Annotated in this window: 6 protein-coding genes and 1 pseudogene; 2 read left to right on the top strand and 5 right to left on the bottom strand. The window is 43.7% G+C overall.

Annotated features, from left to right (window positions below; genetic code table 11):
- Positions 1 to 297 precede the first annotated feature (297 nt).
- Positions 298 to 1,251, top strand: coding sequence for an IS1595-like element ISPba1 family transposase (locus U2P89_RS04455; protein WP_076932151.1), 954 nt, complete (start codon positions 298 to 300; stop codon positions 1,249 to 1,251).
- 253 nt (positions 1,252 to 1,504) lie between these two features.
- Here the strand turns inward: U2P89_RS04455 and U2P89_RS04450 are convergent, their stop codons facing one another.
- From U2P89_RS04450 to U2P89_RS04430, 5 genes and pseudogenes are all read right to left on the bottom strand, one after another.
- A complete protein-coding gene (locus tag U2P89_RS04450; RefSeq protein WP_322190733.1) occupies positions 1,505 to 2,260 on the bottom strand; it encodes a transposase in 756 nt (251 codons plus the stop codon).
- The gene (locus tag U2P89_RS04445; RefSeq protein ID WP_322190732.1) at positions 2,188 to 2,829 is read right to left on the bottom strand and encodes a transposase; all 642 of its coding nucleotides are present in this window, start codon (positions 2,827 to 2,829) and stop codon (positions 2,188 to 2,190) included. Before U2P89_RS04445 ends, U2P89_RS04450 begins: the two co-directional genes overlap by 73 nt.
- Before the next feature lie 324 nt (positions 2,830 to 3,153).
- On the bottom strand, positions 3,154 to 6,438 hold the full coding sequence (locus tag U2P89_RS04440; RefSeq protein WP_322190731.1) for a glycosyl hydrolase: 3,285 nt from the start codon (positions 6,436 to 6,438) through the stop codon (positions 3,154 to 3,156).
- 70 nt (positions 6,439 to 6,508) lie between these two features.
- Positions 6,509 to 8,155 (bottom strand): annotated as a pseudogene (locus tag U2P89_RS04435) (RagB/SusD family nutrient uptake outer membrane protein).
- A gap of 12 nt (positions 8,156 to 8,167) precedes the next feature.
- Positions 8,168 to 11,212 (bottom strand): TonB-dependent receptor, encoded by a 3,045-nt coding sequence (locus U2P89_RS04430; RefSeq protein WP_313380335.1) that lies wholly within the window; start codon positions 11,210 to 11,212, stop codon positions 8,168 to 8,170.
- Between the two features lie 879 nt (positions 11,213 to 12,091).
- Here U2P89_RS04430 and U2P89_RS04425 point away from each other — a divergent pair.
- Positions 12,092 to 12,472 carry a helix-turn-helix domain-containing protein gene (locus tag U2P89_RS04425; protein WP_322190730.1) on the top strand — a complete coding sequence of 127 codons (381 nt, stop codon included), beginning with the start codon at positions 12,092 to 12,094 and terminating at the stop codon, positions 12,470 to 12,472.
- The last annotated feature ends 802 nt before the right edge of the window (positions 12,473 to 13,274 follow it).

The raw sequence follows: 13,274 nt of genomic DNA, 5'->3' as shown, positions 1-13,274 counted from the left end.
TTTTATCTCTTATCCTCTGATTATCAACTTCATTTTTAACTGCGAAACATCAGTTGTATTATTATTTCCGGACAGAAATTTATCCCTATCCGATTTATTTTTTCCGTACTTGTATGAACCCGGCATATCCCCTAATTTTGCACCAAAAGACTAAGAAACTGTTTAAATTTAATGATTATCCGCAGTTCTTCCTAAAGAATTTAGCGGGAAAAAGTTATAAATAAGTTTCAAAAAATGTTTGCACAATTCATTGATATTCATTATATTTACATCAACAACAATAAAATAATTCGAGCTATGAATATCCTGGATTTTGCCATAAATTACCCCGATGAGGAGTCCTGTCGGAAAAAATTCAAAGAACTAAGAGACCAAATGGGTATAACTTGTCGTCATTGTAATTGTAAAGAACATTACTGGCTTCAAAACAAACAAGCCTACGAATGCAAGCGTTGCCATGCCCGCCAAACCTTGCGTTCAGGCACTGTCATGCAACACTCCAACCTGCCTTACCGTTACTGGTTCGTCGCCATGCACCTGCTCACAGCCACCAAAGGTTCCTTCTCTACGGCTGAACTGCAACGCCAATTAGGACACAAGCGCTATCAGCCGATATGGGAAATGGTCAATAAGCTGCGTGACGTGATGGGCAAGCGTGATGATGAGTACACTCTTGAAGGTGCCATCGAGCTGGACGATGCCTTCTTTTCCACGGAAATATCCCTTGAAGACAGGGATAAACCGTTGAAACGCGGCCGCGGCAGTCAGAAAAAAACCAAAGTATTGGTAATGGCTGAAAGCAAAACAGTTGAAAGCCCAAAAGCAGGCAAAAAACCAAAGAAGGTCAGATACCTGAAAATGAAAGTAATCAACGATTTGAAGTCCGATACAATCACAAAGAATGTCAAAGAACACATCGAGAACACGGCGGATTTAACCACCGATGATTCGACTTCCTATACACAATTAAAAGAACATGTCCATTCGCATACGGCATCTGTCATCCCACCCAAGGAGCTCCCCAGTGTCCTGCCCTGGGTCCATACGGCAATAAGTAATGCCAAGCGACAATTATTGGGCGTATATTACAAAATGAAACCCGAATACTTACAATATTATCTAAATCAGTTCTGTTACAAGTTCAACAGGCGTTATTTCGGTGAGAAGCAGTTTGACAGGCTTCTGGTAGCTGCCCTCACTTACACGCCCGATTTCAAATCAAGAATTTATAATAGGAACTATTGCGGATAATCATTTTAAATTTTACCGAAATATTTTTATAATTGTACAGTCTATTTTTCTTTGCTACCATTTTGGTCTCTTTTGCGCATCTTTTTCTCTTTTTCCTTTTGATTTAGCCCGCTAAATCCGCAAGAAAAAAATAAAAAATCTATCCCAAAATAGATTCAAAATAGCATAGCAATAAAATTTAAACAGTTTCTAAAGTATCGTGCAAGGATTTAATCCTCCCACTAATTAGTCTCTCCTTAATAAATCACTTTTATCAGGTCGCAAGTTGTAATCTCTGCTTGAAAAATATTCTGAGAACAAAATGCAAAAACTCTCTTACGAGTTTTTCCATCATTTTCTTCAAGTTCCAAGCCGTTGCAGCCATAAAAGCATTGATTTGTATGCCTTTTTCGCCCCACAAGTAGTTTTGTTCCATACGAAAGTCTTTTTTCAGATGTCCGATAATGGGTTCGATGGCTGCTCTGGCTCTACATTTGTTGCGTTTGCACCGTTTTTGATAAACCGTATCCGATGCTTTGGGTTTGTCGGGGGTAATGATGGTTACTCCCTTAATCTGCTTTCTGCCTTTCCCGCCACGATCGTATGCCAGCTCTTGGGGTAGTTTCAGCTTGTTCTGCTGCATTTGTTCCAATAAAGGATCGATGGTGTCTCCGTCATAAGGCGTATCCAAAAAAGCTTTTATCGCCGTGATAACTTTTCGACCTCTTTTTCCCGTAGTTATCAGTCCGACCTTATTGCCGAACTCATATTGTTTGTGCGTTTTGCCCTTGGGGATACAGCGTGTAAAAGGCTTGTGAAGGCTGTAAATCTTGTCTTTGTCATCTTTCTGTTGATTGATAACACGCTTGTAAAGCGACAGCTCTTTCCGGTAAAGCGCTTTTTGCTCATCGCTCATTTTGCGTTCAAGTTCTCGCAACAGGGCCCCTGCTATGGTTTTCAACCGTCGCTTTGCTTTTCCGGCTTTTTTTGCCCGCTTGGGATGCTTGCCGTTGTAAGTGTTGCGAACCAACTGCTTGCTCTCCTGTGTATACCACTGACGCTGCTTATACCCGATTCTTCGGCTATTTTATTGCATTTGTCGATAACCTTTTTACACAATTTGGCATCGGTGGGAAAAGTGGTGTTGTTTTCCTGGACTGTGGTGTCCGAAAGAACAAACTTGGATTGCCTGGGTACTTCTTTTCCGTGAAGATGCACGCTGTAGGCGAATATTTTGCCTATGCCTTCTTTTCCCACACGATTACGGAAGTGAACAAAATCACTCGGATCGAAAGGAAACTTGTGTTCGAAAAATTCTCCGCCACAAAAATACTGGAAGTAAACGTCTCGAACCCAAAACTCGGGTATACGTTCATCGCCGAGATTGTACAGATGCTTCAGCATCAAACAACCCACCATCAGACGAATGGGAACGCTTGGAGCCCCTTTTTCTGAATACAGCGGGGAAAACTCGTTTTCGAAGTATTCCCAATCTATTTTGTCTGCAAGCAAAACAAGTTCGTGCTTGCTGTCGATAAAGTCTTTCAGCATAGGACGGAATAAATCGCGCTGTCCTTTTTCCGGTAATTTTCCTATCATAATTTGCAGGGTTTCATACCGTAAAGATACAAAAAACTGCAAAAATACACAAGAAATACTAACGTTATTTTGCTGCTCATCAGATAATTATGCCTATTTTAAGGATCGACTAATTAATAACTAAAAAAATAGTTATGCCGTCAGGAGAATTAGCCGATGGCAAACGGGAGGGGATGTCTCATTCGTGATGTCCCCTCCCGTTTCTAAATTAATAATTACCGATAGGATAACTGTCTTCGATTACATAAATTTCAATTTTTAAGGCATTAAAGAGGTGGATGCCGGTCTTTAATAACTCCATGTTCTATATACTATCGATGATAATTAGTTCGTTTTTATTACAATTTCCACCGGACCTAACAACCCGTAATCCTTAAAAGGTGATCCCTCTTTCGGGCCGTTGATAGTCCAGGTTTTTCTCTGTGGCTCGGGTAACCCTGCGTCATAAGCAAGCCGGTTGAACCATGTGCTGGTCACGGCTACCTCCAGCCTGTTTTCACCCGGTTGTAGGTACTCTGTTATATCCATACTATAGGGATATGTCCATTTGGTGGCTACTTCCTTTTCGTTCAGGGTGACTTTTGCGATCATCTCCACCTGTCCCAGGTCAAGCAGGTACTTCGCTTTGTCTGATCTGTCATCCATGCTAAATGTGGTATGGTAGACAGCCGTTCCCGAGAAGGCTTTACCTTCCGTACTTAGTGACGGGATATCCTTCCATGCCACCAACCGGTCGATCCTGACCGGTGACTCCCCTATCCCCCATCCTTCGGGGAAAGAGATTTCCCAACCATTTTTAATTTCCGTTTCTTTGGTGATGGGAAGCGGCTTTTCGGTGTCGGTGAGCGTTTTTTTCGCCGGGGCAGCGGTATTACCGCGAAAGACTACAAAGCAGGATGTGCCTGCCGGGAGATCCATCTCAACCTGTGTGTAACCCTCTTTCGTCAACAGGGATGCCACGCTCCGGGTTTCACCTGTCAGTGGATCCCATATCTCGGCATTACCCTTACTGCGGAAGGAGATAGTACCCTTGTACCCCTTTTCTTCGGGGGCGGACAGGAAATAGAGATCAGAACTGCCTACTCTGCGGTGCAGCCATCTCACATCGGAGAATTTGACATTAATATCGGGATGGATTTCCTCTGCTGTCAGGGCTGCCCCGATCTCACCGGTATATACTTTTCCTTTCCCGACTCTACGAACGCTTTGGCTACTGTCTCCCCAGAGGGCTTCTACCGCCTTCCTGAAACGAACCTCTTCCGCTTCCCCTCCGCTCAGGGTCGCAATACATGCAGGCGGTTCTCCCACAATGGTAATGCCTTGTTGTGCGAAGGAAAGGATCTTTTCCAGTGTTTCCGGCAGCATCCGTTTGCAGTCGTACAACCATAAGACACGGTATGAAATCCCCTCCGGCGTGACGAGCCGTCCGTCTTTTACCGACAACCGGTTGAGTAACACGTCCGGGTTACAATAGTCATACGCATAGCCTTCCGGGAAATCCAAAGACTGGTCGGGTTTGTGGTTCTGCTCGTCGCCCAGGTACATCAACACGTCCGATACCGGGTTCCCGCTTTCAAGCATGTAATTGCACCTTGCCAGGTAGTCCGTAAAATGCGGCATATGCTTCCACCAGGTCTGCAAACGCAGGAAAGGCGTCCCGATGCCGGAACCGAACGATGTGGAGGGAGGCAGGAAGTCCGTGCGGGGATTGTGGGTGTAGGTATGGAACACCATGTGGGTCACTCCCCGTGCCAGGTGTTCGTCCGCCCTGTCCTTTATGAAACCGGGATGCTCATTCCACGACAGGTCGAAGGAGGTGAACGCCTCGGCGGCTACCCTCCCCTTGCCATATACGCGGCTTGCCGACACGCAGGGCTTTACCGGCTTGAATTCGAGGCTTCCGACATAGGAGTCCATCTTTGGGTGCCAGAACTCACACATCGGCACATCGGCATACTTGTAATATTCGAGGATATCTCCCGGGAAAATATCACCGGATGCTGTTTCAAATGAGATTTTCAATCCGTTTTCCCCTGCAATGCTACCCATTTCACCGAAGAAATTCTTTACTAGCAGGTCGTTTAAGGTGACCCGCCAGTCCCGCAGGAAGCGGGCCGTGGTTTCGGGATCATCCACCACATAGCCGAAGATGGCGGGAAACATCGAGAAGAGGGAGTAATCCCATTTCTCACGGAAGGTATCATCCAGTCCGGCCGTCCATGTCTGGGTCCTGCACTCCCAACTGTCTATCAGTATGCCGTTAAGGAGACCTTCCCTAAGGCTGCTGTTATCGTTCAACAACCGGCCTATATAACCCTCGAAGTTGGCCCGGGCTCCGGCCGGATCGAGTTTGTTGGACTCCCATCCGGTGGCTTCGGGAGGAGCCGGCCCGTTTCTCATCCCGGTGTTGACATGCCCTATTCTGAGGACAGTCCACTTCCCTTCGGGGGTGTCCCATGATAATATCCCTGACGGATCCATCTTGTCCGTGATATCCACAATGGTGGAAGGATCGACCCACGCGGCAGAGGATTGTTTAGGATAATCTTCCCTTACAATCCTTCTGAGTGTCCATGCCGCTTCCGACTCCCAGTTCTGTTGCCGGGCGGCGGAGTAAAAGTTGATATAGGAAATCGTCATTTCATGGAGGTTGGAGATCTCTATGCGGTAGGATTGTGCTGCGGCTTCCTCACAGGCGATGGAGATGGGCTGGTCGTCCTGCCAGCTTCCCGGAGGCATCTCCAGCCATGCAACCTGTTTCATTCCATCAACGGTTTCTGCGTAAATCGCGATCGTGATATCCGGTGAATAACTCCATGCATGGGAAAACGAATTTACCGGCGGGAACTCCACCGTACGGACAGTCGTTTCTTCGCTAAACCGGACATCGATGGTCGTCGGTTCTGACAGTGAAGGGGCCAGCATCAACCTCTTTTGCCCTACCAGGCACTCTTCCCACGGCAGGTCACTGCGGTTGCTTTGTATGCCGGCCGGAAGTAGCCGGATACCCGTATCCCCTTCCGGTGTAGGAAATGCGATCACAAAAAGGTCTTTATAATTGCGCCACTCCTCTTCACTGGGTTGAGGTATTTCCAGTTGGGTATTGACCGTCTGGCCGCCGTTGATGTCCTTACGGGAACGCACCAGATGGCGCATGGAGTTTTCCGGTTCGATCCATGGTCCTCCGGCATACGACCAGCCGGGACAATTCTGCATGGTGAATTTCAGGTCCAACCGCTTACACTCTTCGGCTGTCCAGACGATAAGGTCGTCCCACGACTCACTCAATGCTTTGATCTGCGGGGATACCCCCGGCCACTCTCCCCCGAACTGCCCGTGGAATAACTGGATACCTGAAATACCGGCTGCCGCGATAGCCTCCAGGTCGGCGGTTATACCTTCCTTCGATACGTTGCCCCCGATAAAATGGAACCATGTTTCGGGATAATGAATTTTACCGGGGTTCCTGAATGTTTCTTTATCCAGCAATTCATTTTCCGGCAATTGCCGTTCCCGGACACCGAAGCAAGAGATCAAAAATAAAAAGGATAAACCATAAAAAAAGAAAGAAAAGGATCGTCCTTTTTTATGTAATAGATGCGTTTTCATATATGTCTGTTAATTTAATAATGCATAAGGCAAAAATAATACATTATTCCTACCTTATGCATTGAATTTGTTAATATCCTGTGTTTTGCGTCAAGGCACCTCCACTTTTATCGATTTCCGTACGTGGTATCGGCAACCGGAGATGTTGTTCATAATATACAACCGGCGCGACCGTTTTGATAGTGTAGCTTTTTTCTCCATTGGCCGCCTTTCTGATCTGCATCCCTATAATTTGTCTGGATGACACCTCTTCCAGGATTTTCCACCTTCTCACATCAAAGAACCGATGTCCCTCAAACGCCAGTTCGATCCTCCTTTCATGACGTATCCTGTCTCTTAAGTCGATCCCTGAAGAAGTAACAGGAGGCATATTCACTCTTGCACGGATGAGATTAATATATTCCTATTCCCTTGCAGTTTCTTCATCTCCCAATTCAAATTTGGCTTCGGCATAATTCAACAGGATCTCTCCATAGCGGAAGAATATCCAGGGATTTGTACCCAGGTCATCAGTCCTTAAATTCACCGACTTAGAGGGATCAATAAATTTATGCAGATAATAGCCGGTCATGGTGGCATTCCACGGCAATACACTACTCAGAGGCGAATCGATTCCACCGTCGAATGTTTCAATTTCGTGGTTCTGAAAAACAGCGCCATCGTAGAGGATAGAGGCATAGAACCTCGGATCCCTGTCTATATACGGATTTTTCGGATCATATCCTGATTCCGGATTCACTATAATTTCGTTGGAAGGACCGAGGTTGTACGGAAGCTCACCGTTTGTCATTTCATAATCCATCACCATATTTTCGGTAGGATGATTATGACCACCGCCGTAAAGGCTATTAGTGCCCGAATAGCCATTTATATTATGATTGATGGATTTGGTGAAATATCTTGCAAATATTATTTCATTATTGTCTTCCAAAAAGAGATTCTGATAATCGTGATATAGGGTGTATTCCTTGTCTATAAGTGCTTCTGCCGCTTCTGCCGCTTTTTCCCATTTTGTGAGGTCGTTTGAAGGGTTGTTTAACGGGCTTGCCGCGTACAAAAGGACACGGGATTTTAGCGCTAAAGTGGCATCCGGTGTCGCCCTACCCTTCCCGGCCTCACTCTGGCTTAACAATACGGCAGCTTCGTCCAGTTCACTTATGATAAAATCAACGACTTTATCATAATTTTCCCTGCTCACAGACGTATAGTCATCGTCGAGAGCAAAAACATTCGTGATTAGTGGAACATCCCCATACCTCCATAACAGTTCCGAGTATAAATAGGCTCTTATGAATTTCATTTCACCTTTCAGTCGGTTTTTCATTTTATCATCAAAAGTTGAAGATTCTATTTCCTGGAAGAACTCGTTGATATCCCTTATCCTTGCATAGGCGGTTTCCCATTTATTAAAAGAAGGAGTAGTCGTTGTCGTGCTAAGGGTAGAGACATTATCCGAAGTCAATTCCCCTCGCTGGACAGTCCATGCGCCGCCATTATTATGAATATCATGCATCTCATCCGTCAGGGAACCCCATATAGCTTCACAAAACCCGTGCTGCAAACTGTTATACATACCATTCACGTAAGATTCCACAAGTGCTTCATTTTCCCATATTCCCGTTATCCTGTCTTTCGGTTCAATGTCAAGTATATTATGGCAACCTGTGAAAATAACAGGGATTATACATATTATAATTACGTATTTTATTTTTCTCATTGTCATGTAAAGTTAAAATGTTAGATTAATGCCTATATTGTAAACCCTTTGTTGAGGATAATACCATGCGGAAGGTACTTCCGGGTCATATCCGATTTCCTTCATGTGGTCATAAATCAAAAAGAGGTTATGCCCACTCAAATAGATCCTGCAATTTTGTAATCCAAATCGATTTATCCAGTTAAGAGGGAGGTTATAACCGATCTCCACGTTCTTTAGCCTTAAAAATCCCGCGTCTAAAAGCCAGTGGGTTGATTCCTGTGTATTTTCGCTTCTACTTTCGGAGCTTCTCGGCATAGTGGCATCCGTATTTTCGGGAGTCCAATGGTTGTTTACACGCCATTGGTAATAATTCCCGGCACCTTTGCTCAGTGAAGTGGTCCAGTTCGTCGTATTTAAGAAATTAGCATTTTCCTGGCCTTGCAGAAGTATCGATACATTGAAATTCTTATAAGTAATCCCGGCGTTTAACCCGAAGATTATCTCAGGATCAGCCGTCTCATTAATCCGTATCTGGTCCAGCGAGTTAATTTCCCCGTCTTTATTTACGTCCTCATATTTAATATCACCCGGCTGGGCACCAAGCAAATGCGGATAATTTTCGATCTCCTCCCAGTCTTTAAAAATCCCGATGGATTTGTATAACAATCTTGATCCCAGGGGTCTTCCGGTAGCCAGCTGGTACTCTTCGGCCATCGGGGCTTCATCGGTGAAAATAACCTTATTCCGGTTAAAAGAGAAGTTCCCGGAAAGAAAGTATTCAATGTCCCTGAACCTGGAATTGTACGTGATTTCAACCTCTATCCCCCTGTTGCGGACAATACCGATGTTCTCGTCAGGCAATTGCAGGCCGGTATATTCAGGAATTACCGCCGATCTTTTTGTGAGTATATTGGATCTTTCCGAATTAAAGACATTGATTTCTCCCCGTAGCGCGTTCCATAAATAAAAATCTATCCCGAAATTAAATGTGTTCGCGATCTCCCAGGTAATATTGGGATTTGGCACATTCAATGCGTTAAGCCCGTTTACATCCACATTCCCGATCACGTAATTACTGCCGAATTCGTATGCTGTCAGGTACTGGTATGCGGAAACGTTATCATTCCCCATTCTCCCGTACGATGCTTTTATCTTCAGGTATGAAATCAAATCCACCTCCTGCATGAAAGCCTCTTCTGAAATATTCCATCCGGCGGAAACACCCGGGAAAAAACCGAATCTTTTGTCTTTGGGGAAGTTTTGGGAGCCGTCATACCTGAAAGTAAACTGTAACAAGTACTTTTGGGCATAATTATAACTTAATCGTCCGAAATAATTGATACGGGCCGATTCTCCCGCGGAACCGTCATTGTTCATATAGTTCCTGTCACTGGTACCGGCAAATAATTCATGTATTTTGGTCGAGACGAAACGGCTCCGGGAACCGAGCAGATAATCGTAATTACTCGTCATTTGCTCATATCCTGCCAGACCCGCTATACTATGCTGGTCCAATTGCTTCTCGTAGTTCAGCATCACATTCCATAGAAACATCGTATTGTTTTCCGTATCCACGCTTAAGCTGGGATCATCGGCCCCGAATCCTGTCCTTCCTCTTGTATATTCACCTGTATCCTCATCCCGGTAATAGACGTAACTCGGTTCATACCATATTTTATTAAAACTGTTACTGTAATCATAATTGAAACTCCCGTTCAGGTACAGGCCCTCGACCCAGGGAGCATTTACCCGGTATGTAAGCGTTGATTGAAGCATTTTACTTTTTGAACTCCTGTATCCTTCGTTTGCGCTTACCCTGTTAATTAAATTGTCGTTATCCCGTCCCGGCGCCATGTAATCGGTTCCCGGCCACGTGGGAAACCATGTGGGATGGTATAAAAAGATATGGGGATAAATATCATCGTAGTTGTAAGGTCTGATACCGTCTAAAACGGTTCCTCTCAGGTTTAAGCCGAACGAGACATTTTTTGAGATGGTCGCGTCGATCTTTGATTGCAGGTTGTACTGTTCATGTTCGGTAATGCCGTATTTATAATGCCCGTCCTGAAAGGTTCTTCCCAATGAAACCCTGTAGGTGGTATTTTCATTCCCTCCGTCGACCGAAAAATCCAAACGGTTCTGGGGCGTGAATTTCTTTGTAATATAAGAATACCAGTCCGTATTGGGGTAGTACGGGTCAGTCCCGTTTCTGTACAGCTCCAACTCCTCGTCGCTGTATATCGCCGGCCTGCCGTTTAACGTTTCTATTTCATTTTGAATGGTGGCGAAGGTAAATGCATCCGTCATATTGGGAACCCTTGTATCCTGTTGAAAACCCATGTTATACGAAAAGTTGAAAGTTGCTTTTCCTGACTTTCCGCTTCTTGTTTCTACAAGTATAACCCCGTTGGCCGCACGTGCCCCGTAGATTGCAGCAGTGGCATCCTTCAGTACAGTAATGTTTTCAATATCATTCGGGTTGAGCCTCTCGAGGCCATCCCGTGGAACGCCATCGATGATGATCAGCGGGGCGTTGTTCCCGAGCGTGTTTTTTCCCCTGATAAAAATGGAAGGATTGTCCAGTCCCGGTTCACCGCTCCTTGTATTGACGGTAACCCCCGCCATTGTCCCTGCCAAAGAGTTCAGGACATTTGCCACCGGGGCTTCCCGGATCTGGTCTCCTTTGACAGAAACGACCGAGCCTGTTAACTCTCTGGCTTTTTGTGTGCCATAGCCTACGACCACCACTTCTTCGAGTGCTTCCACGTCCTCTGTCAATGTAATATTGATGGTCGTTCTTCCGTCCACCGCAATTCTTTGTGAGACCATGCCCACGTAAGATATTTCCAGTGTCGCATCAGGCGGAACGTTGGGAAGAGAGAAATTACCGTCTATGTCGGTAATGGTTCCGGTCGTTGTTCCCTGCACTTGTACTGTTACGCCAATTAAGGCTTCTCCCGTACCATCCGTAACCGTACCTCTTACGGTAATGTTCTGGGCAAGCATACATACGGAAAATGCCCACATAAAGAAAAGCATCATCCCTTTCACTAAACTTAAAATTACTTGTTTCATTCCTGGATTTTGTTTTAGATTGATTAATAAATGATTAGATGTTAGCAAATGTTATTGTAAACCTAATTTGTTTTACTATTACAATGGCATACAAATTGTTATTACATAGGAGGAATACATTTTTTCAGTATCATGGTGTATTATTATGTTATATGTTTACAGGCCGACGGTGAATTTGATCCGTTCCAAACGGCAAATACTTTGTCGGCATTTATTAAAAAATTAAATGCTGAAGTTTCACAGGTCTTTTCGTTTACCAACCTTATTTCATGTCTATTGGCGGGGTAACAACTTGTAAAACTTGAATTAAACGGGTATTTCCGGCTAATGCCGGCTGAAAGAGGAAAGAGTTTTCAGGTAACTGAAACCCGGTGCGGTATTAGACAATCGTACGGACGAAGAATAAATAGATATTCTGTTGATGAAGGAATAAGACTCCCGGTAATCAGGCATCTAACATCTTATTCGGGTGGCTCTAATGTATATGTGGGGATATAAAAAAGAGGCGCGGACGATTGTCGTTATTCCTCACTACAGGCTCCGCAAGGGCCTTCACCAGAGAATAAGACAATGTCCACGCCCTTATTGCTAAGGGCGCTTCCATTCTTGGCCTCTGGTTTGAATTTTGCGGATTCGTAGTAAAGACCAAAAAAGCGCTATGTAATTTCGTACCGTATTTAACAGTACAAAAATACTTATTCTTTTTAATTTCTATGTTTTCATACGCATTTTGTTTAAGTTTTAGATATTTTTTGTACCTTTACACTTTCTCAACTAGCTTGAGATGACAAAGGTAAGTGTTTTAAAGATAGGGCAAAACCTACTTTTAATATCCAATTGATTACGAAAAAGATACTTTTTAGCTACAATACTATCAACATGGGAGCAATTCACAACAAAATCAAAAGACTTCGTGAGCAAAGCAACCTCACTCAGCAGGAAATGGCAGATAAATTAAATATGCATCTGAAAACCTGGCAAAAGGTCGAAAACGGAGTTACAAAACTGGACATCGAACGTTTACAGTTAATAGCCGATGTTTTGGAAACAACAATCGAGGACCTTATCAATGTTGATGATAGCGTTTATATCAATGCAATCAAAGACAATGAGGTAGGTTTTAACAACAGTTCGGTTACTATCAATCACAAATCAGAAGAAGAGAAAAATTTATACGAAAGACTTATCGCAGAAAAAGATAAAATCATTGCCGATAAAGATAAAGAAATTGCTTATCTCAGAGGTTTGCTAGACAAATAAAAAATGAATCTTTACGGTATACTTTCTTCCGGATTGGTTGGAGTAAACTCAACGGAGTACTGCAATTGGATAAACCTCACGAACTTGATGACGAGACAATAAAAGTATACGTCAGAGTTGTGGGGATAAACGAAGACTTTATCTGGAATATGGCTAATGATTCTCTGCTAACTTCTTCGACCAAAGTTCTCAAATCTTTAATTTTAATCCTTTGAATAAGTTAGTGGAACTTTATTCGGAAAAAGACAAATTATATGAACGGATAGAGTCGAACTGGAGAAAGAAAAAAGTGCCCTTCTGGAGAAGTTCCTAACGGATCAGAAATAAGATTCCGGCTTTACTGAACTTATCTCCACACAAGATAAAGAGAAAAGGCCCTGGACAAATTATCTAAATAGCCCTCTTCGAATAATCACTGGTTCTTCTTTGTTGGCTGTTGGTTGAGAAAAGCACCTTCGGGAGCAACTGATAAAGGTAAAGAGGTGATTTCTTGGCAATATTCTGTTGTTTGGCTAAGAATCACATGAATTCTTTACAAAAAATCACTCCTATCCGATAAAAAATAGAATACAACAGGGTATTTCCCACAAATATGAGACAATTTGCGCAAACGCAAAAGACCCAGAGGGGAATAAATATAAATCAAATGGATGATAGGCAATTTATATCAAATAATAAAAAGATAATAAAAACCGGATTTACACATGTAATAAATTTTGTGTTTACGAATATTCCATTTTATTGTGTACCTAAAAGTCTCAAATAAAAATTACATGTGTCAGATAAAGTATTTATCTTTAAG

Origin of the sequence: Proteiniphilum sp. (genome assembly GCF_034331125.1) — a bacterium.
Classification (GTDB): Bacteria; Bacteroidota; Bacteroidia; order Bacteroidales; family Dysgonomonadaceae; genus Proteiniphilum; species Proteiniphilum saccharofermentans.
This window is presented reverse-complemented; position numbering and strand designations above follow the sequence as displayed.